The sequence below is a fragment of the Stenotrophomonas cyclobalanopsidis genome, from assembly GCF_008710035.1.
Lineage (GTDB): Bacteria > Pseudomonadota > Gammaproteobacteria > Xanthomonadales > Xanthomonadaceae > Stenotrophomonas > Stenotrophomonas cyclobalanopsidis.
The window spans coordinates 53,074-71,985 of record NZ_VYKI01000008.1; the positions used below are offsets into that span (position 1 = coordinate 53,074).

Below are 18,912 nucleotides of genomic sequence, written 5' to 3' on the forward strand. Positions count from 1 at the left end.
GGGCTGTCCCCAATACGGAGTGTCCATGTCCATCACCCTCATCACGGGCGGCAGCCGCGGCATTGGCGCCAGCACCGCCCGGGCCTGCGCACGCCGCGGCCACGGCATCATCCTGACCTGCCAGCAGAACGCAGAGGCTGCCCAGGCCGTGGTGCGGCAGATTGCCGACGAAGGCGGCCCGGCTGTGGCGCTGCCGCTGGATGTGGGCCAGGTGCACACCTTTGCCGGCTTCCGCGCGGAGGTGGAACATGCCCTGGCTTCACACTGGCCCACCGCGCAGTTGACCGGGCTGGTAAACAACGCCGGCCATGGCCTGTTCAACCCCATTGCCACGGTGAGCGAGGCGCAGTTTGATGGCCTGTTCAACGTGCACCTGAAAGGCCCCTTTTTCCTGACCCAGATGCTGCTGCCGCTGCTGGGCCCGCAGGCGTCCATCGTCAATGTCAGCAGCGCCACCACGCGGGTGGCGACGGCCGGGGTGGCGCCGTATGCGGCCTTCAAGGGCGGGCTGGAAGTGCTGACACGCTACATGGCCAAGGAGTTCGGGCCGCAGGGCATTCGCGTTAATTCGGTATCGCCGGGGCCGATCCGGACCGAGCTGGGCGGCGGCCTGGACGCGGCGTTCGAAACCGCGCTGTCTGCGCAGACCGCGCTGGGCCGGGTGGGCGAGCCGGAGGAAGTGGCCCGGGTCATTGCATCGCTGCTGTGCGCGGACAGCGGATGGGTGACGGCGCAGAACGTGGAAGTGTCCGGCGGCTATGTCATCTGATCACTGCACAGGAGCCCTCTGATGCTGGACCATGTATTTCTGACCGTTGCCGATACGCAGCGAGCCATCGCCTTCTACAGCCATGTGCTGCCGCTGCTGGGCATCGACCGCCGGCTGGATTACGACGGCCGCCAAGGCCCGCCCGGCCACCCGGATCTGAAGGGGTTCGGCGCGGGTGGGCGAATGTTCTTCTGGCTGCGGCAGGGCGTGCCGGCACCGCAGGCGGTGCATGTGGGCTTTGCCGCCGCTTCCACGGCGCAGGTGGACGCGGCGTTCGCCGCGGCGCTGGATGCGGGCGCCACGGTGATGCACCTGCCGGGCGCACAGCTGCACTACGACCGGCGCTACTACGCTGCACAGGTGCGGGATCTGGATGGCTACAGCCTGGAATTCGTGCACAAACCCTGGCAACACGGAGGATGATACGTATGCCTGCTTCGATGGAAAGGATGCGCAGCACTGCCGACGCGCTGGTGGCGGCGACCAATGCATTCGACGTGGATGCGGCCGTGTCGCTGTTCACGCCGGATGCGGTAATTGATGACCCGTCCACCGGCCACCGTTTTGACGGCGCGGCCGGCGTGCGGGACTACATTGCGCGCTATTTCGTGGCGTACCACACGGTGACCCGCATTCTGGCGGTGGATGCCGACGCCCGCGGGCGGGGTTGCGTGCGGGTCGATTTCAAGGGTGACTTCGGCCATGAGACTGGCCGCCTGGTGATGACGCTGGACACGGCGGGGCGTATCACGCGTATCGATGCGGACCTGGAGTGAAGCACCACACCACCATGAGGAGCGTGCGATGAGCTTGCTGGACCACATTGAATTTGCCGTGCGCGATGCGGCGGTTTCCCGCGCGTTCTATGCCTGTGCACTGGCACCGTTGGGCATCGTGCATGTGCTGCAGGTGCGGACGGCCACAGGCGGTGCGCGCCATGGTTTCGGCGCTGAGGGTTACCCCTGCCTGTGGTTCCACGATAAGGGCGTGCCAGGGCAGGGCACCCACATTGCCTTTGCGGCCGCAACGCGGGCCCAGGTGGACGCGTTTCACCAGGCGGCGCTGGGCGCAGGGGGCGTCGATAATGGAGCCCCCGGCATACGCGAACGCTACCACCGCGGCTATTACGCGGCGTATGTGCTGGACCCGGATGGGGTGAATGTGGAAGTGGTGTGCCAATAGGCCGCTGCGCGCGCGGCGCAGGGTGAGGCGGCTAAGGGCCGTAGAGCGCTTCGGGGTCGATTCCGGCGAGGACGAGTACGCGGTCCCGCCGTACCTGTTGTACCCACGCGGCAAAGATGCGCGCCTCGGTCAACGTGCCGGTGTTGCCGCAGTGGGCGCAGGTCAACTCGATGTCCAGGCCGACCTGCCGCAGACCGCCAGGTTGGGAATAGCGAGCCTGGTGTCCACAGTTCGCGCAGGCGCCGTGCAGCACATCCACCCGCTCGACGGTGCCGTTGAGGCGCAGCAGCGGCCGGATGCGGAGCACCCGGAATGCAGAAGGTGAGTTCATGTGTCGAGCCGGTAGAGGGCTAGACAGGGGAACGAAGGATTCGCACCGCAGAGGAGCCAGATGGCGCCACCCTACAGCACGCGTTGCGAGGGCGGCGAGAAGGGGGGTAGGCCCGAGCCCACGCTCGGCTCAACGTTGCCGGGCGTGATGGGCAAGAACAGCCGAGCGTGGGCTCGGCTCTACACGGGCTACGCGGCGATCAACAACATCGGGTCGATCAGCGGTATTTCGCCGTTGTCGGCCATGGCAATGCTCTGGCTGCAGAACACATACCCCAGCGGATTTTCCGCCCGCAGCTGTTTGCGGGGGACGCTTTCGATGTCGCCCACTTCATCCACGGCCAAGCCGATTACGTCACTCCCCGCGCGCACCAGCACCATTGCCGCACAGGTGTAGGTGAACGGGGCCAGCCCGCTGAGGCGGCGCAGATCGGCCACGCGCAGGGCGTCCCCGCGGACGGTCAGCCTGGGCCCGCCTTCGCCCACCGGGCGGTCAAAGGTCTCCGGGCCGCGGATCTCGACGGCGGCCTGGACGTCCACCGCGAACCACTGCTCACCGGCCCGTACGGCCAGGTACTCAAAGAAGGTACGCGACGGCGAGGCCGGTGATCCGGCCGAGGGGGAAGACGGCTGCAAAGGGAATCCAGTGGAAGGGGCATTGCTGCTACGCCGCCATCATGCCCGCTTCGCCTAGACAACAGTGTGCGAAGAAGATGAACGCACTCAGCCCCGTTCAGCCCGGCGTATGACTCACGCCAGAACGTACGGCGCCGTCTGCAATTGGGCCAGCTCCGTGGCGCTTACCGGGCGCGACAACGCAAAGCCCTGGATCTCGTCGCAGCCGTACGCCTGCAGCAGGGCCACCTGCTCATGGGTCTCGGCACCTTCGCCCACCGTGTTGTAACCCAGGCCTTGAGCCAGTCTGATGACCGCCTGCACCTTCAGTTGCGCGCGGGTATCCGTGGACAGGTCGTCGATCATCGACTTGTCCAATTTGATGGTGTGGATGGGCAACTCAGTGAGGTAGCCAAAGTTGCTGTAGCCACTGCCGAAATCATCCACGGCCAGGCGCACTCCAGCGGCTGCCAGCTCTTTCAGTTGCTCGCCGGGCGGCGAATCCGCACGGAGCCACTCGCCTTCGGTAATTTCGATTTCCACATCCTGGCAACGCAGGCCGTGCCTCTGGATATGTGCAAGCAGGCGGGTGGACATGCCAACACGTGCAACATCACGCGGTGACAGGTTGATGGACAGCACCATCGAAATCCCTTCCCGACGCCATTGGGCCAATTGCGTCAATGCACGGTCGAGTACCCAGTCGGTCACCACCTCCATCAGTGCAGTGCGCTCAAACACGGGAATGAATTCGGCCGGGCTCACTGCGCCCAGGTCGGGATGGTTCCAGCGCAGGAGTACCTCAGCGGCCACCGGCACCAGATCCCGCGCGCGATAGCGCGGCTGGTACACCAGATAGAATTCATCATTCAGAAGTCCTCGCTCCGCGTCGGTCGCCAGACGATAGCCGCGCTTCAAGCCGGCATCCCGGCTGGCCGAGTACCAGCAGAACGGTGCGCCGGTGCTGTGCGCGCAGTGCAGGCCGATCAGCATGCGTCGGAGGACATCGTCGGCGCTGTGGCGGTCCAGTTCGATCTCGCACAGGCCGGCATGGAACATCGGGGACATCGGTACGGCGGCAGCAAGCATGGGGCGGGTCAGGCGGCCCTGCAGCTCGTTCACCATCCGCTCGGCAGCCTCACCATCAGACTTCCTCAGCACGAATGCAAACCGGGTCACCCCCACGTGGTAGACCTCGGCGACGCCTTCCAGGGCGGACTTGATGCGCGCACCTGCGCGGCGGATGAGCGCTTCCAGCGGAGCCATGCCGAGCACCTGCCCAGCTTCATTCGCCCTTGGTAGATCCAGCACGTCTACCAATACGGCCACACACACGCGCTGTGGGGCGCGTGCCGACCAGGCGGCATAGTCCAGCGAGAACTGATGGCGGTTGGGCAGTCCGCTGACAGGGTCGCGGCGGCCCGTGAGGACCCGCAGCTCAAGCTCGTTCATGACCGCAATGGCCAGTGTCTGAAGCTGCCTGCGGTCGTCTTCGGAAAACGTTCGGGTTGCAGGGTCCATCACGCAGAGGGCGCCAATGGCTACGCCATTCTTGGCCAGCAACGGCGCGCCGGCGTAGAACCGAAGATGTGGCGGCTTCACCACCAGCGGGTTGCCAGTGAAGCGAGGGTCGGCGCGCAGGTCGGCGACCACCATGCCCTCGGCGGAGCGGATGGTGTGGGCGCAGATGGAATGCTCGATCTGCATCTCGGCAACGTCCAGGCCCTGCCGGGCAATCATCCGCTGGCGGTCGGTCTCAACGAGGGAAACGAAGGCCACGTCGGTCTGGAACAGGCGCGTGGCCAGTTCAGTGAGGCGGTCCAGTGAACTGCTGACAACCTCGTCCAGGGCATCCAGGCTGCCCAATGTCGACATGCGTTCTTCAGAGCGGGTAGGGGCCATGTGCTTTAACCGGTTGAACGGGAACGCGGGAGCCAGATCGTCGCAATGCCTTGAACCATGGGCGTTGCCAGATTTGCAGGTGTATTGCGGTGGTGCCGTGTAGACGCAGCAAGCACCACGTCAAGAGGGCGCTGCAGGCCGATGGTTGCGACTGCGGTAGAGCACGGCACGGTTGCGGCCGCCGTGCTTGGCGCGGTAGAGCGCCTTGTCGGCCTGGCGGATGGCCAGATCGGGGTCGGTCTCGGTTTCCGGGTAGTGGCTGACGCCGGCGGAAATGGTGATGTGCCCGACCTTGGGGAAGGCCTGCGCTTCGATGGCGGCACGCAGTCGCTCGGCCACCTGCAGCGCGGTATCAGCGGTGACCTCCGGCAGCAGCACCAGGAACTCCTCGCCACCCAGGCGGCACAGCACGTCCTGCGGGCGGGCATTGGTGCGCATGCTCTGGGCGACGCCGGCGATGACCTGGTCACCGGCGTCGTGGCCGTGGCGGTCGTTCACATCCTTGAAGTGGTCCACGTCGAGAGTGATGACCCCGAACGGCACGCCGGAGGCAGTGAGCGCACTGAGCGCCCGTTCCAGCCCGCGCCGGTTGAGCAGCTGGGTGAGGGGATCGGTGAGCGCAGCCAGGTCGAGCTTGCCGATGCGGTCGCTGAGGTTGCGGAAGCTGACCAGCACCGCCTGCTTCAGCTGGGCGGCTTCGAAATACCATGAATTGACCGCCTTGACCCGGGAGATGGCGGCGCCGACATCGCCTTCCTGCGCGTGCCGGGCCAGCTGCTGCAGCGGCGCGGCGATGCGTCGCGAGCAGAGCCAGATGAGGACCAGCGACAGCAGCCCCAACGGCGCGGCATTGCGCAGCACGGTGACGAACAGGCTGCCCATGGGCGCGGTGGCGGCCTCGATGGGGCGCTGGGCGACGATGCCCCAGCCGGCAGCGGGCACCGGTGCGAAGCCAGCCAGCATGTGCATGCCGCGGCTGTTGTGCGAATGCACTGCGCCGGCACGCCCTTGGCTGAGCGCATCGAAGGCGGCATTGCGGGTGGCGGGCTGTCCGACCCGGTCCGGCTCGGGGTGGTAGAGCACGGTGCCATCGCGGCTGACCACGTAGAGGTATGAGCCATCCTCGTAGGGGTGCGTGCCAAGCAGGGAATGCAGGACGTTCGGGTCGCGCAGGTGGATGGAGGCGGTGATGTAGCCGGCGTAGTCGCCGTCGGCATCGAATACCGGGTGGGAGAGGGTGACGACCAGGTTGCCGGTGTGGGCGATGAACGGATCGCTGACCATCGGCAGTCGCTGCTGCAGTGCCTTGCGGTTGGCGGCGCTGGTGAGTGCCTTGCCGTGCAGTTCCGGCAGCGCGGGCGAGGTGCCGACCACCACGCCTTGGGCATTGACCGAGATGACGCTGTTGAAGGCATCGGTCTGCAGCTTGATGCGTTCCACTTCATCATCGTGTGCTGCCGGCTGGTCGAGCCTGCGGCTGAGGCGCTCGGCCCCGACCGCGAGCTGCTGCTGCGCGTTCAGCACGAAATGCTGGGTGGACTGGGCCAGCGAGTGCGCGTAGACGCGGTTGGCTTCCAGGCTTCTTTCAATGAGCTGCTGGCGTTGCACCTGGTAGCTGGCCCACAGCGTGTTGCCCAGCATGACCAGTGCCGACAGCGTGGCGAGCGCGAGGATCAGCCGCTGCAGGTTCACCTGCCGGATCGATGCATTCACCCTCGCGCCTCCTTGGCTGCTGGTAGGCGCTCAGGCTACAACCGGGGGGAGGGCGAACCGTGCGCACGGCCTTCACGCGGACCGGGGAGCCGGCAGCGTGCCGACCAACAGGGTCGTGCCCCGGTAGCGCCGGGCCATGCCCGGCGAGCGCAGCGGCCAGGCCGGCTCAGCCGTCGGTGGAACGGCTCAGGCCCTCCCACGCCTCGATACCGGCGGCCAGATCCTGCAGCTTGCCGCGCACCAGCTGCACCGCATCGCTGCCCAGCAGCAGGTGGGTGGGCGGGGCGGGGCTGTCGATCAGCTGCAGCATGGCCTGCGCGGCCTTGACCGGGTCGCCCAGCTGCTGCCCGCTCTTGGCCTCGCGCGCGCTGCGGATGGGGTCGAACAGGGCGTCGTAATCTTCGATCGCGCGTGGCGAGCGCACCATCGAGCGGCCGGCCCAATCGGTACGGAACGAACCGGGCGCGACGGCGGTGACGTGGATGCCGAAGCCGGCCACTTCCTTGGCCAGCACTTCGCTGATGCCTTCCAGCGCGAACTTGCTGCCGCAGTACCAGGCGATGCCCGGCATCGTGATGAATCCGCCCATCGAGGTGATGTTGAGGATGTGGCCGCGGCGGCGCGCGCGCATGTGCGGCAGTACGGCCTTGATGAGGGCGGCCGGGCCGAACACGTTCACCTCGAACTGCTGGCGCAGATCGGCGAGCGAGGATTCCTCGAGGACGCCTTCGTGGCCGTAGCCAGCGTTGTTGACCAGTACGTCGATGGCGCCGATGTCGGTTTCGATATGGCGGACGAGGGCATCGATGGCGTCGGCATCGGTGACGTCCAAGAGGCGCGCGAACGCCTGGCCGGGGGCGAGGGCTTCGAAGTCGCTGCGGGCGGTTTCGCTGCGCACGGTGCCGAGCACGCGATGGCCGGCCTGCAGGGCCTGCTCGGCCAGGGCACGGCCGAAGCCGCTGCTGACACCGGTGATGAGGAGGAGGCGAGAGATCGTCATGGTCATGGGTCTCGGTTGCGGGACTTGCACGTTAGTGCTTGCCTGGACGACGGCCCAGACCTAGGATTCGGCCATTCTTGCCTATTCCTATGAGGTGCCCGTGCCCGCTGTTGAACCGTCGATGCAGGCGCGCATGGTCGGCCTGCTGCGGGTGCAGGCCACGCAGGAGGGCTACACGCTGACGGCCCTGCCGGGCGTGCGCCTGCTGCGCTCGGACCGCCCACTGCCGCGGACGCCGGTGCTGTATGACCCGGGCATCGTGATCGTCTGCCAGGGCGTGAAACGCGGCTACATGGGCGCGAAGGTGTACCAGTACGACGCGCAGCATTACCTGGCGGTGTCGGTGCCGGTGCCGTTCACCATGGAAACCGAGGCGAGCGCCGACGCGCCGCTGCTGGCGATCTACCTGCACCTGGACCTGCAGCTGGCCGCGGAGCTGATGCTGGAGCTGGAGGCGCTCGTGGACACGGTGCCTGCACCGGCGCAGAGCATGATGGCCAGCCCGATGGAGCCGGCGATGCAGGCCACCGTGCTGCGCCTGCTGGAGGCGCTGGGCGATCCGCTGGAGGCGGCGCTGCTCGGCCCGGCGCTGGTGCGCGAGCTGTATTTCCGCGTGTTGACCGGTGCACAGGGCGGCGCGATGCGCGAGGCACTGGCGATGCGGGGGCGCTTCGGCCGCATCGGCAAGGTGCTGCGGCATATCCATGCGGCCTACGCGACGGCGCTGGATGTGGATGCGTTGGCGGCGGAGGCGGAGATGAGCGTGCCGACCTTCCACGATCACTTCCGTGCCATTACCGGTACCTCACCGATGCAGTACGTGAAGTCGACCCGGCTGCACCAGGCGCGCCTGCTGATGCTGCGCCAGGGCATGACGGCCGAGGCGGCGGCGCTGGGGGTGGGCTACGCCAGCGCGTCGCAGTTCAATCGTGAGTTCAAGCGGTTGTTCGCGTTGCCGCCGGCAGCCGAGGTGGCGCGGATGCGGCGCAGCTTCGCACTGCCGCCGGCGCCGGTGGACGCGATGTATGTGTCGTCGCATTGAGGACTGACCGGACGCAGATGTCGGCTGATAGTCACAAGACCCGCACGGGCGGCTGGCTAACGTGTCGCACACGTCTGCTCGTTCGCCGTGACGCGCTGCGCCGCGTCACCCTCACTTCCGGAAGTACACATGTCCGCCCTGCCTTTGCGTGCGCTGGCCTACCAGAGCACCGCGTCGTGCCCTCTGGCCGCCGATTCGATAGACGACCTGCTCATCACCGCCATGGCGCGCAACCAGGCATTGTCGGTGACTGGTGTGCTGCTGTTTGATGGGCATCGGTTCTTCCAGTATCTGGAAGGCCCGCACGTTGCTATCGACCAGGTTTTCGGCCGGATCGAGCGGGATACCCGACATGAGCGTGTGGGGGTGCTGTTTGATGAAGCGGTGAACGAGCGCTATTTCCGCAACTGGTCGATGGTCTGCCGCAGCGTGGACGTATCGGCCCTGCATGCCATCGCGGCAGGCAAATGGAAGCGGCAGTTTCCGGCCGTGCGCGATGATCGCCGTGCGGTACCGGGACTGGGGGCACTGGTAGATTTCTGGGAGCGGGCCCATGCGTGAGCGTGATCACTCCGGCATGACGGGGTAAGCCGTTACGGTGGCTGCTCACACAAGGGGGGAAGCATGGAAGAATCGAATGGGGGTATGGTGCGCTGGCTGAGTTTCCGGCTGCGCAATGGTCAATCGATCGGCCCGGAACGGTTGCGCGAGGCCTGGACCTGGGCCTGCCAGTCGCCGCGTTCGGGTGTGCGCCGCGAGCAGCTGGGCGAAGACCACTGGGTCTACGCCCTGTACGGCCCAGAGCTGATCTCCTGCCCAAGGACGGCCGAGCAGCGCATGCGTGGCTTCCTGCTGGAGGCGGGCTATATCTTCACGATGGGTTCGCTGGGGCGGCGCGAGGCCGCCTGACGCTGCGCTCAACCTTGCTTACGCTGCTGCACCGCCCAGGGCAGGAAAGTGCGGGCGCAGCAGCGATGCAAGCAGCTCCATGCCGGGGCTGGCCACGGAGGCGCGGCGCCCGAACTCGTCCCACTGCGCGTTGACCAGGCCGGAGACGATGGTTTGGCCGGTTTCGACCCGGGTCATTGCCCAGTAGGGCACCGCACGGGTTTCGATGGGTGCATCCAGCACCTGCACCAGGGTGTGGTGTGAGCGGCTTTCGTGGATGCGATGCATGACGGTCGTCAGTCCGTCAGGGGGGGCCTCGAGATACTGGAAGAACTGCTGCCCACTGATGAGCAAAGCCCCAGTGACGCCTGCAACGCGATTGAACGAGGCCGATTGGGAGATGATGCTGCGGATTTTTTCATCGGAAAGACCCGCCGGCATGTGGCTTGAGTACGCAAATGCGCGGAGCATGGAAGGGGTTCGTATGTGACGGGCGTCACTATACGGAGCCGCCTTCTGGGAGGCGTGAGGCTTTGCTCACGCGTTCTGCGGGCGAGCGCTGCGCGGGTGATCCGTTGACGGCGGCGTGCTCCCCGATGCCGTACATTGGTGCCGACAGTCTCACTTTCTGCAGCGGGCCGGATGCCCCGGGGTGCTGCGACTCCCGCTTTTCTCCAGGAATTGAAGTGCAACCCTATTTTCCCGCATTTCCCCGTGCTGCAGGCGTTGCGGCGGATCGCGTCCGTCATTACGACTGGTCCTCCACATCGCTTGGGCCTACGGCGCAATGGCCCGCGTCGCTGCGCTGCGCGGTGGAATTGATGCTCAATTCCCCGGAAAGCATGTACCTGGTCTGGGGCGACGAGCTGGTTTTCCTCTTCAATGATGCGTACGCACCGATCCTGGGGCCGCGCCTGGACCATGCGATGGGAGCACCGCTGCGCAGCCTGTGGGCGGATGCGTGGTCTGCGGTACGCGAGCCGATCGAGCAGGCCTTTGCCGGGCAGGGGTCGCGGTTCGAGAATGTGCCGGTGGCGATGAACCGCTATGGGACGCCGGAAGACACCTGGTGGACGTTCTCGTTCTCCCCTTTGCATGGGGACGAGGAAACGGTCGCGGGCGCCATCTGCGTGACCAAGGAAGTGACCGGGATGGTGGTGGCGCAGGATCGTCTGGCACGCGAGAACGAACGGCTGATCGCGCTGTTCGAGAAATCCCCGCTGTTCATGGCGTTCCTGACCGGGCCTGAACACTGCATTGAGCTGGTCAATCCGGGCTATGCGAGCCTGATCGGGCACCGCGAGGTGATTGGCCGGCCCATTGTCGAGGCGCTGCCGGAGGTGCTGGACCAGGGGTATCTGGATCTGCTGGATGAGGTGTACCGCACCGGTGAGCCGTACATCGGGCGCAAGGTGGCCTATGACAGCGGCATCGCGCAGGCCGGCATCGATCCGCGCCATATTGTCGACGTGGTGTTCCAGCCATGCAAAGACGAGGTGGGGCGGGTCAACGGCATCTTCGTTCAGGGGCTGGACCTGACCACGCAGGTCGCGCTTGAGCGTCACCTCTCGCTGACCGAGGCGCGGCACCGGCAGATCATGGACAGTGCCCGTGACTACGCGATCATCGCCTTCGACATGGACGGTCTGGTGACGCTGTGGAACCGCGGCGCGGAGGAGATTCTCGGTTGGCACGAATCCGAAGTGCTGGGCCGGCATGGTGAGGTGCTGTATCTGGACGACGACCGGCAGGCTGGCCGCTTCCACCACAACATGGACCAAGCGCTGTTGCGGGGTGGTCTGAGCGGTGAGCGCTGGCTGCGCCGCCGCGATGGGGGACGGTTCTGGGCGCATGGCTCGATGACGGTTCTGCGTGGCCATGAAGGCGAGGCCGTAGGCTATGTGGTGGTGTTCCGCGACCGCACGGCTGAGAGACACGCCTCCGAAGCGCTGGTGCAGAGCGAGCGACGACTGGGGGCGCTGGTTGCTGCGGCGACGCAGTCGCTGTACGCCATTTCTGCCGATTGGCAGCAGGTGCACCTGATCTATCGCCAGGGTGGCGCTGCGGACCTTCGCGAGGGCGGCGGGTCGTGGCGCGATCAGTTGATCCACCCTGCCGATCGTGACGCGGTAGATGCCGCCATCAAGCAGGCACGCGAGACGGGTTCGGCGCTGGAGGTGGAACACCGCAGCCTGATGCCCGACGGCGGGGTTCGCTGGTTGCAGATGCGTGCCGTGCCGCTGCTGGATGAAGACGGGCAGGTACGGGAGTGGTTCGGTGCAGCGGCTGACATCAGTGACCGCCGCATTGACCAGCAGCGTCTGCAACAGCTGACCCTGACCCTTGAAGAGCGGGTGCAGGCACGAACGGCCGAACTGATGGCCATGGAAGAGCGTCTGCGGCAAAGCCAGAAGATGGAATCGCTGGGCCAGTTGACCGGCGGCATCGCGCACGATTTCAACAACATGCTGACCGCTGTTTCGATGGGTCTGGAGCTGCTGGAACTGCGGGTGGGGCAGGGACGCGTGGAGGATCTGCAGCGTTACCTCGAGATGGCCCGAGGTGGCGCCGACCGGGCTGCGGCACTGACTCAGCGGCTGCTCGCGTTTTCGCGGCGGCAGACCCTGGCGCCATCGTCCGTGCGCGTTTCCACGCTGGTAAGCGGCATGCTGGACATTCTCAGTCGTTCCATCGGGCCCTCGATCGGCATTGAAACGCGGCTGCAGGACGGCGGCGATGACGTACTGGTGGATGCGCCGCAGCTGGAGAACGCCCTCCTCAACCTCTGCATCAACGCGCGCGACGCCATGCCCGAAGGCGGAACGCTGGTCATCGCCTCGGACATCGAGGTGGTGACCAGCGCACGCGGTGAGCAGCTTGGACTGCCCGCAGCGACATATGTACGCCTTTCCGTGTGTGACACCGGCACCGGTATGGATGCCAGCGTGCTGCAGAAGGTGTTCGAACCGTTCTTCACCACCAAGCCGATCGGCCAGGGTACCGGGCTCGGCCTTTCGATGATCTACGGGTTCACTCGGCAGTCGGGCGGGCAGGTGGACGTCGAATCCACGCCGGGGCAGGGCACCACGATCAGCCTGTATCTGCCTCAGTTCAGTGCCGCGCCGGCGACCTGCGCCGAGCCCGTGGCGGATGCTTCAACCATGCCACTGCTCTCGGGCCGCTCGGTGCTGCTGGTTGAGGATGAACCATCCATCCGGGCGCTGGTGCGCGATGTGCTGAGTACGCAGGGGCATCACGTGACCGAAGCGGCGAATGGCAGCGAGGCGCTTTCGTTGTTGGCGACTGATCATTCGTTCGACCTGCTGGTGACGGATGTGGGCCTGACGGGAACATTGAATGGGCGGCAGGTTGCCGACGCGGGTCGGCAGTCGCGACCGGCGATGCCCGTCCTGTTCATCACCGGCTATGCAGCATTTGCGGCGGTGGGCGGTGAGCATCTTGAGGCGGGGATGGAGATTCTGACCAAACCCTTCTCTGCCGTCGAACTCGAGCGGCGCGTGGACCGGTTGCTGGCAGGGGAATTCAGATCGTGGCGTGCACCGACTTCAGAAGTTCCCGCAGCGTAAAGGGCTTGCGCAGAAGGGGACAGTGACGGGGCAAGATCTCAGGGTCGCCCGCCAGCTGTCCGGCATAACCGGTCATCAGCAGGACGCGCAGCGCGGGGTCACGGCCCTGCGCGTGGCGCGCGAGCTCACAACCGTTCATGCCTGGCAGCCGGATGTCTGAAATCAGAAGATCGAATGACCCGGCGCTGCATAGCGCAGCAACCGCCGCTTCTGCATCGCCAACCGCCGTGATGTCGTAGCCGCTCTCGGACAGGACATCCTCGGTAAGTTCGCGGATGGCCGTGTCATCCTCTACCAGCAGGATGCGTTGCGTGGTCGGTGGAGTCACAGCGGGGAAAGTTCTCGATGCATGTGGCGGAGCTGCAGATGCCCTCGACTGAGGGCACCCGGATGCCGCGTGGTGGGGCGCGGCGGTATCCCAGTGACTCAGTGGCGCGCGTCATCCTTGGCTTTGCCGACGGCGCTCTGCACTTTTCCAACGCCCTTCTGTGCCTTGCCTTCAAGTTCCTGCGTCTTGTTGCCGGTGACCTTGCCGGCCACTTCCTTCACCGTGCCCTTGACCTGGTTCTTGGCACCTTCGGTACGATTCTTGTCCATTGCAGAACACCTTTCTGGAAAGCCCGGGATTGGGGCTTCGATCCTGCGTGCGCGGGGGTGGCGTGCCAGTGAAAGAAATGCGAGCGCCATCCTCACGCCGGTAGCGTCGGGCCTCGCCCGGCGCGAATCGCGGCGCGGCACCCCCGGTGGCGCCAAGCCATGCCAGGACCCCTGGTAGCGCCACGCCACGCCTGGCGGGCTTGACATTTGGACTACCTACTAGTAGGTTGACCCCATGAAAGACCCGCTCTCCCCCAAAGCCCACGAGATCCTCGCCCACGCCCGTTCGCTGCTGGAAGCCGGCGGCTACAACGGTTTCAGCTACGCCGACATCTCGGCGCGGGTGAACATCAGCAAGGCCAGCATCCATCACCACTTCCCCAGCAAGGCGGAGCTGGTGCGTACGGTGGTGGTGCTGTACCGGGCCGAGGCGCGCGAGGGCCTGGCGCTGCTCGACCGGCAGCTGGGCGACCCGCTTCAGGAGATCAATGCCTACGTGGATTACTGGTCCAGCTGCATTGCCGGCGGCACCTCTTCTTTCTGCATCTGCGCGATGCTGGCCGCCGAGGCGCCGATGATTCCGGCCGAGATCGCCGATGAAGTGCGCGGCCATTTCGAGGATCTGAGCGGCTGGCTGGCGCTGACCCTGGAGAAGGGCACGGCGACGGGCCAGCTGCGGCTGCAGGGTTCGGCAGCAGACGAGGCCAAGGCGTTCATGTCCTCGGTGCACGGCGCGATGCTGGCTGCGCGCGGCCTGGGTGATTCGGCCACGTTTGCGGCGCTGGCGCGCCTGGCCATCGCGCGGTTCACCGCGGCGGCCTGAGGTTTGTGTGATGGGCCTGCGGCAGCGCGGGCCTTCTTTTTACCTTTTAAACCTACCTACTAGTAGGTTGTTACCATCAGCGGAGACCTCCCATGGCACACCCCCTTTCCAACCTCGGCGCGATCCACACCGCCGTAAGCCTGATCCCGGTCCTGGCCGGCCTGTATGGCTTCATCCGCCATCGCGCGATTGACCCGGCCACGCGCTCGGGCAAGCTCTACGTGCTGGGCCTGGTGCTGTCGGTCGCGACGGCCTTCACCGTTTCCAGCACCGGCGGATTGAACCCCGGCCATGCATTCGGGGTAATCGTGCTGCTGGTCGCTTTCGGCGGCGTGCTGGCGGGGCGGCTGCGTTTCCTCGGCCGTATGGCGCCGTACCTGTCGACGTTCGCGTTGTCCTTCAGCTTCCTGCTGTCGCTGGTACCGGGCACCAATGAGACATTGACGCGTTTGCCGGTGGGACATCCGATTGCCGCCGCGCCGCTGGCACCGGTGGTGCTGCAGGTGCTGCTCGGCTGCGCGGTGGTGTTCGTGATCGGCTTCGCCGCGCAGTGCTGGCGGATCCGTTCGCGCCAGGTGCGTTGATGCGTATGGCGATCAGCAGCCGACCAGCCGGTCCGGACTGAGCGCACCGCGATGCAGATTGCGGTATTCCGTCGGGCTGGCATCGACCAGCCCACGGAAATGCCGGCGGAAGGATTCCTGCGAGCCGAAGCCGGCCTGCTCGGCTACCCACTGCAGCGGTCGGTCGGTGGATTCCAGCAGCTCGCGGGCAAACGCCACGCGCTCGCGGATGAGCCAGTCGATGGGTGACAGGCCGGTGGCTTCGAGGAACTGCCGCTGCAGGGTGCGCTGGCTCAACGCCGCCTGCTCGGCAAGACTGCCCAGCGAATGCGTCTCGCGCAGGTTGTGGCGCATCCATTCCATCAGCTTGGCCAGCCGCGTGGGTTCGCCGTTGGGGATGGCCCGGCTGACCCGCTGGCTGCGCTCGGCATCGCGCCACGGCGCCAGCACCAGACGCTCGGCCACCAGGTTGGCCACGCGCGCGCCGTAGTCCTTGCGGACCATGTGCAGCATCATGTCCATGCCGGTGGCCGAGCCGGCCGAGGTGATGATGTCGCCGGTGTCGACGTACAACACATCCTCGCGCACGTGGATGCGCGGGAACTCCCGCGCCAGTGCTTCGGTGAGCCGCCAGTGGGTGGTGGCCTGGCGACCATCGAGAAGGCCGGCCCAGGCCAGCACGAAGGCCCCTGAGCAGATGGAGGTGATGCGTGTGCCACGCGCGTGGGCGCGGATGAGCGCGTCCAGCAGCGCCTGCGGTGGGCGTTCGCTGGGCTCGCGCCATCCGGGGATGACGATGATGTCGGCGTCGTCGATAGCGTCGAGCGAGTAGGGCAGCTGCACCTGGGCGCTGCCGAGCATGCGCAGTGCACCGGGTTCGCCAGCGCAGAGCTGGGTGCGATACCAGGCCACCCCCAGTTCCGGGCGGATGGGCGCAAACAGTCCCACCGCGCAGCCGAACTCGAACAACCCCTGGCCGTGGCAGGCCACGATGGCGACGGTGGGCGCGGTCGGGTCGATGCTCATGGCGTGATGCTACCGAGGCGGCTGCGGTGCGCGCAGTGGCGTGCGGGCATGTGCAGATGCCGGCGGGGCATATGGTGGAGGCCGAAGGGTAGAGTCGACCGTTGGTCGACTGCTGGTAGCGCGATAGTCGACCAACGGTCGAATCTACCCGGCGGGGGCTTGCGTAAGGTCATGACCAGCGGTCATGTGGCTGGCCGGATATGACGGTTGGGTGACGCGATATCGGCTGTTGCGTTGCCGGCCGGGGTCTTTGAATGGAGGTGTGTCTCCGGCCCACCCCCACGAGCCCCCATGCCTGCCGCCCATTCGCCTGTCCTGAATTCCCTTGCTGTCCTGATTGCAGCCGCGCTGGCTGCTGCCTCTGCCCATGCTGCCGAGGCAGATGCCCCCGCAGACGCGGCGACGGCCACGTCCGCCACGCTGGCCGCCTCCACCCTGGATGCAGTGGTGGTCACCGGCTCACGCTCCAGCACGCGCACGGTCAAGAACAGTTCCACGCCCATCGACGTGATCTCCGCCGAGGATCTGGCGGCCACTGGCCAGGCCAACCTGCTCGAAGCGCTGCAGCGCAGCCTGCCGTCGCTGAGCCAGATCGGTGGCTACCAGAGTGACCAGGAGAGCCTGATCCGCGGCTACCAGCTGCGCAATCTGTCGCCGGGTTACACGCTGGTGCTGGTGAACGGCAAACGCCGCAATGCCAGCGCCTATGTCAGCGGTGCAAATGGCGGTGGCTATCCCGGCCATGCCTGGGCCGACCTCGCGTTGATTCCGGTGGCGGCCATCGACCATGTCGAAGTGCTGCGCGATGGTGCCTCGGCCATCTACGGCTCCGATGCCATCACTGGCGTGGTCAACGTGATCCTGAAATCGCAGGCGCATGGAGGCGATGTTTCGGTGGAAAGCGGGCAGAGCATCGACGGCGACGGTACGCGGACCAGCGTGCGTGCAAACGTCGGCCTGCCGTGGGGTGAGGATGGCTTCGTCAACCTGTCCGGTGAGACCACCCGCCAGCGCCACGCCATCCGCACGCGCCGCTACATCGGCGGCTACCTGAGTTACCCAGCGGTGGATGCCAACGGCAACCTGGTCGCGCTGCGGCCGAACAACCAGCTGCCCGCCGGTGCCACGCCGAACCCGGCCGAGGCCACGCGCGATGCCGAAGCCAACACCATCCTCAGTTCGCCGTCGTATTCGCTGAAGTCCTTCGCGCTGAATGCCGGCCACGGCCTGGGTGAGAACGCCCAGTTCTATGCCACTGCAACGGCGAGCGATCGCAGCGCGCAGGCGATCCAGAACTTCCGCCTGCCGGCGACCATCTTCACCACCTACAAGGCGCCGAGCGTGCTGAGCGTGTGGCCCGATGGCTTCCTGCCGGTGCTGGAAACCAAGGAGAAGCAGTACACCGGCAGTGCCGGGGTGAAGGGCCAGCTGGTGGGCTGGGACTACGACGCCAGCCTGACGGGCAACCGCAGCACGGTGCGCACCTACACGCGCAACTCGGCCAACTTCTCGCTGCCATACCCGGGCTCGCCCACCGATTTCTACGACGGCAAGCTGGATTTCCAGCAGGGCATCGCGAACCTGGACCTGCGCCGCGGCTTCGAGGTCGCAGCACTCGCTTCGCCCCTGGAAATGAGTGCCGGCGCCGAGTACCAGCATGAACAGTACGAGCGCGGGGCAGGGCAGTGGGAGTCGTACACTGGCTTCGGTGCCGCCGCCTTCGTCGGCTACTCGACCGCTGATGCGGTGAAGGCCACGCGCAACAGCAAGGCGATGTACGTGGGCGCGGCCAGCAACATCACCTCGCGCTGGTACCTGGATGCGGCCGCGCGCTGGGAAGACCATTCGGACTTCGGCAGCGTGTCGACCGGGCGCCTGACCACGCGCTTTGATTTCACCGATGCGCTGGGGGTGCGCGCAACGGTCAGCAACGGCTTCCATGCGCCGAGCTTGGGGGCACAGTTCTACCAGGCCACCGGCAGCTGCCCCTGCGGCACCACGCTGGTGGCGCAGGTTTCATCGCCGGCGGCGGTTGCCCTCGGTGCGACGCCGCTGAAGCCTGAGAAGGCCACCAATTACAGCCTGGGTGTGACCTGGGACCCGAGCCCGGCCTTCCATCTGGCGGTGGACGCCTACCAGATCGATATCCGCGGGCAGCTGGGCCAGTCCAGCCAGATCGGCTACAACGCGCAGGACCCGGCCAACATCACCGACAACAGCGGCACGGTGCTGACCGCGGCGCAGAAGAACACCATCGATGCGCTGCTGCGTACGGCCGGCATCAGCATCCTGCCCGGCGATGCGTTCTATGCCAGCTACTTCACCAATGTGGGCAACACCCGCACGCGCGGCGTCGAGCTGACCCTGGAAGCGAACCAGGACGCCGCGTGGGGCAAGCTGCGCTGGACCTACGCGGCCAATGTGGGCCGCACCACCATCCAGAAGGTCAGCGATATTCCTGCTGCACTGCAGGGTCTGCCGAACATCAACCTGCTGACCAAATCCAGCGAATACGCATTGCGCTTCCGCACGCCCAGCTACACACAGGTGGCAGGCCTGGGCTGGCAGAACGGGCGCTGGCGCTCGAACCTGGACTTCACTTACTACGGCCCGATCAAGCGCCTGAACAACGGCGTGGAATACAAGCAGCCGCCGGTACTGGTGACCCATCTGTCCGGCGGCGTCGAGCTGGGCGGCGGCTGGAGCGCGGCGCTGGGCATCAACAACGTGTTCGACAAGCGCACCCGCAAGGTGCCCGGGTACGCGCGCAGCGCCAGCGACGTGGCCAGCATCGAAACCACCTGGGATACCGGCGATGTGCTGAGCACGGTGGGTGCGTTCTGGTACGGGCGGGTCAACTACCGGTTCTGATTGA

General features: G+C 66.2%; 20 protein-coding genes. 11 read left to right on the top strand and 9 right to left on the bottom strand.

Annotated features, from left to right (window positions below; all coding sequences use genetic code 11):
- Nucleotides 1–25 precede the first annotated feature (25 nt).
- From FJU31_RS08420 to FJU31_RS08435, 4 genes are read left to right on the top strand one after another with little or no spacing between them, the layout of a single operon-like run.
- The gene (locus FJU31_RS08420; RefSeq protein WP_150454343.1) at nt 26–769 is read left to right on the top strand and encodes an SDR family NAD(P)-dependent oxidoreductase; all 744 of its coding nucleotides are present in this window, start codon (nt 26–28) and stop codon (nt 767–769) included.
- Between the two features lie 21 nt (nt 770–790).
- Complete coding sequence (locus FJU31_RS08425) at nt 791–1,192, top strand: VOC family protein (protein WP_150454344.1); 402 nt, start codon at nt 791–793, stop codon at nt 1,190–1,192.
- Between the two features lie 5 nt (nt 1,193–1,197).
- Nucleotides 1,198–1,545, top strand: coding sequence for a nuclear transport factor 2 family protein (locus tag FJU31_RS08430; RefSeq protein WP_246161256.1), 348 nt, complete (start codon nt 1,198–1,200; stop codon nt 1,543–1,545).
- A gap of 34 nt (nt 1,546–1,579) precedes the next feature.
- Nucleotides 1,580–1,951, top strand: coding sequence for a VOC family protein (locus tag FJU31_RS08435; RefSeq protein WP_425473669.1), 372 nt, complete (start codon nt 1,580–1,582; stop codon nt 1,949–1,951).
- Between the two features lie 31 nt (nt 1,952–1,982).
- On the opposite strand, the gene FJU31_RS08440 is transcribed toward FJU31_RS08435, so the two are convergent.
- The 5 genes from FJU31_RS08440 to FJU31_RS08460 form a co-directional block, all read right to left on the bottom strand.
- Nucleotides 1,983–2,282 carry a hypothetical protein gene (locus FJU31_RS08440; protein WP_150454346.1) on the bottom strand — a complete coding sequence of 100 codons (300 nt, stop codon included), beginning with the start codon at nt 2,280–2,282 and terminating at the stop codon, nt 1,983–1,985.
- A gap of 188 nt (nt 2,283–2,470) precedes the next feature.
- Nucleotides 2,471–2,917: a chemotaxis protein CheW gene (locus FJU31_RS08445; RefSeq protein WP_150454347.1), complete on the bottom strand. Its 447-nt coding sequence runs from the start codon at nt 2,915–2,917 to the stop codon at nt 2,471–2,473.
- Nucleotides 2,918–3,031: 114 nt separating this feature from the next.
- Nucleotides 3,032–4,798, bottom strand: coding sequence for a bifunctional diguanylate cyclase/phosphodiesterase (locus tag FJU31_RS08450; protein WP_246161257.1), 1,767 nt, complete (start codon nt 4,796–4,798; stop codon nt 3,032–3,034).
- A gap of 120 nt (nt 4,799–4,918) precedes the next feature.
- Complete coding sequence (locus FJU31_RS08455) at nt 4,919–6,511, bottom strand: sensor domain-containing diguanylate cyclase (RefSeq protein ID WP_246161258.1); 1,593 nt, start codon at nt 6,509–6,511, stop codon at nt 4,919–4,921.
- Between the two features lie 166 nt (nt 6,512–6,677).
- Nucleotides 6,678–7,511 (bottom strand): oxidoreductase, encoded by an 834-nt coding sequence (locus FJU31_RS08460; RefSeq protein WP_150454348.1) that lies wholly within the window; start codon nt 7,509–7,511, stop codon nt 6,678–6,680.
- A gap of 100 nt (nt 7,512–7,611) precedes the next feature.
- Between FJU31_RS08460 and FJU31_RS08465 the strand changes: the two genes are divergently transcribed.
- The 3 genes from FJU31_RS08465 (at nt 7,612) to FJU31_RS08475 (ending at nt 9,462) form a co-directional block, all read left to right on the top strand.
- Nucleotides 7,612–8,553, top strand: a complete 942-nt coding sequence (locus FJU31_RS08465) for an AraC family transcriptional regulator (protein ID WP_246161259.1) — start codon at nt 7,612–7,614, stop codon at nt 8,551–8,553.
- Between the two features lie 129 nt (nt 8,554–8,682).
- Nucleotides 8,683–9,114, top strand: a complete 432-nt coding sequence (locus FJU31_RS08470) for a BLUF domain-containing protein (protein ID WP_150454349.1) — start codon at nt 8,683–8,685, stop codon at nt 9,112–9,114.
- Between the two features lie 84 nt (nt 9,115–9,198).
- The gene (locus FJU31_RS08475) at nt 9,199–9,462 is read left to right on the top strand and encodes a hypothetical protein (protein ID WP_108770666.1); all 264 of its coding nucleotides are present in this window, start codon (nt 9,199–9,201) and stop codon (nt 9,460–9,462) included.
- An 18-nt stretch (nt 9,463–9,480) separates the two neighbouring features.
- On the opposite strand, the gene FJU31_RS08480 is transcribed toward FJU31_RS08475, so the two are convergent.
- On the bottom strand, nt 9,481–9,912 hold the full coding sequence (locus FJU31_RS08480) for a BLUF domain-containing protein (protein WP_150454350.1): 432 nt from the start codon (nt 9,910–9,912) through the stop codon (nt 9,481–9,483).
- A 350-nt stretch (nt 9,913–10,262) separates the two neighbouring features.
- On the opposite strand from FJU31_RS08480, the gene FJU31_RS08485 reads away from it, so the two are divergent.
- Complete coding sequence (locus FJU31_RS08485) at nt 10,263–13,028, top strand: hybrid sensor histidine kinase/response regulator (protein ID WP_246161260.1); 2,766 nt, start codon at nt 10,263–10,265, stop codon at nt 13,026–13,028.
- On the opposite strand, the gene FJU31_RS08490 is transcribed toward FJU31_RS08485, so the two are convergent.
- Both FJU31_RS08490 and FJU31_RS08495 read right to left on the bottom strand, forming a co-directional pair.
- A complete protein-coding gene (locus tag FJU31_RS08490) occupies nt 12,985–13,329 on the bottom strand; it encodes a response regulator (protein ID WP_150454427.1) in 345 nt (114 codons plus the stop codon). The genes FJU31_RS08485 and FJU31_RS08490 overlap by 44 nt on opposite strands.
- 125 nt (nt 13,330–13,454) lie before the next feature.
- Nucleotides 13,455–13,625, bottom strand: a complete 171-nt coding sequence (locus FJU31_RS08495) for a CsbD family protein (protein ID WP_079221650.1) — start codon at nt 13,623–13,625, stop codon at nt 13,455–13,457.
- 235 nt (nt 13,626–13,860) lie between these two features.
- On the opposite strand from FJU31_RS08495, the gene FJU31_RS08500 reads away from it, so the two are divergent.
- Together FJU31_RS08500 and FJU31_RS08505 are read left to right on the top strand one after the other, a co-directional pair.
- Entirely contained in the window at nt 13,861–14,448 is a 588-nt protein-coding gene (locus FJU31_RS08500; RefSeq protein ID WP_150454351.1) for a TetR/AcrR family transcriptional regulator, read from the top strand.
- 92 nt (nt 14,449–14,540) lie between these two features.
- On the top strand, nt 14,541–15,032 hold the full coding sequence (locus FJU31_RS08505) for a hypothetical protein (protein ID WP_150454352.1): 492 nt from the start codon (nt 14,541–14,543) through the stop codon (nt 15,030–15,032).
- Between the two features lie 12 nt (nt 15,033–15,044).
- On the opposite strand, the gene FJU31_RS08510 is transcribed toward FJU31_RS08505, so the two are convergent.
- The gene (locus FJU31_RS08510; RefSeq protein WP_150454353.1) at nt 15,045–16,037 is read right to left on the bottom strand and encodes a helix-turn-helix domain-containing protein; all 993 of its coding nucleotides are present in this window, start codon (nt 16,035–16,037) and stop codon (nt 15,045–15,047) included.
- A 291-nt stretch (nt 16,038–16,328) separates the two neighbouring features.
- Here FJU31_RS08510 and FJU31_RS08515 point away from each other — a divergent pair, with 291 nt between their 5' ends.
- On the top strand, nt 16,329–18,908 hold the full coding sequence (locus tag FJU31_RS08515) for a TonB-dependent receptor plug domain-containing protein (RefSeq protein WP_150454354.1): 2,580 nt from the start codon (nt 16,329–16,331) through the stop codon (nt 18,906–18,908).
- Nucleotides 18,909–18,912 lie beyond the last annotated feature (4 nt).

Bases quoted from the DNA above. Each gene is read 5' to 3' on its own strand.
- FJU31_RS08420 (WP_150454343.1), top strand. From the start codon at position 26: ATGTCCATCACCCTCATCACGGGCGGCAGCCGCGGCATTGGCGCCAGC.
- FJU31_RS08425 (WP_150454344.1), top strand. From the start codon at position 791: ATGCTGGACCATGTATTTCTGACCGTTGCCGATACGCAGCGAGCCATC.
- FJU31_RS08430 (WP_246161256.1), top strand. From the start codon at position 1,198: ATGCCTGCTTCGATGGAAAGGATGCGCAGCACTGCCGACGCGCTGGTG.
- FJU31_RS08440 (WP_150454346.1), bottom strand. From the start codon at position 2,282: ATGAACTCACCTTCTGCATTCCGGGTGCTCCGCATCCGGCCGCTGCTG.
- FJU31_RS08450 (WP_246161257.1), bottom strand. From the start codon at position 4,798: ATGGCCCCTACCCGCTCTGAAGAACGCATGTCGACATTGGGCAGCCTG.
- FJU31_RS08460 (WP_150454348.1), bottom strand. From the start codon at position 7,511: ATGACGATCTCTCGCCTCCTCCTCATCACCGGTGTCAGCAGCGGCTTC.
- FJU31_RS08470 (WP_150454349.1), top strand. From the start codon at position 8,683: ATGTCCGCCCTGCCTTTGCGTGCGCTGGCCTACCAGAGCACCGCGTCG.
- FJU31_RS08475 (WP_108770666.1), top strand. From the start codon at position 9,199: ATGGTGCGCTGGCTGAGTTTCCGGCTGCGCAATGGTCAATCGATCGGC.
- FJU31_RS08480 (WP_150454350.1), bottom strand. From the start codon at position 9,912: ATGCTCCGCGCATTTGCGTACTCAAGCCACATGCCGGCGGGTCTTTCC.
- FJU31_RS08485 (WP_246161260.1), top strand. From the start codon at position 10,263: ATGCTCAATTCCCCGGAAAGCATGTACCTGGTCTGGGGCGACGAGCTG.
- FJU31_RS08495 (WP_079221650.1), bottom strand. From the start codon at position 13,625: ATGGACAAGAATCGTACCGAAGGTGCCAAGAACCAGGTCAAGGGCACG.
- FJU31_RS08500 (WP_150454351.1), top strand. From the start codon at position 13,861: ATGAAAGACCCGCTCTCCCCCAAAGCCCACGAGATCCTCGCCCACGCC.
- FJU31_RS08505 (WP_150454352.1), top strand. From the start codon at position 14,541: ATGGCACACCCCCTTTCCAACCTCGGCGCGATCCACACCGCCGTAAGC.
- FJU31_RS08510 (WP_150454353.1), bottom strand. From the start codon at position 16,037: ATGAGCATCGACCCGACCGCGCCCACCGTCGCCATCGTGGCCTGCCAC.
- FJU31_RS08515 (WP_150454354.1), top strand. From the start codon at position 16,329: ATGCCTGCCGCCCATTCGCCTGTCCTGAATTCCCTTGCTGTCCTGATT.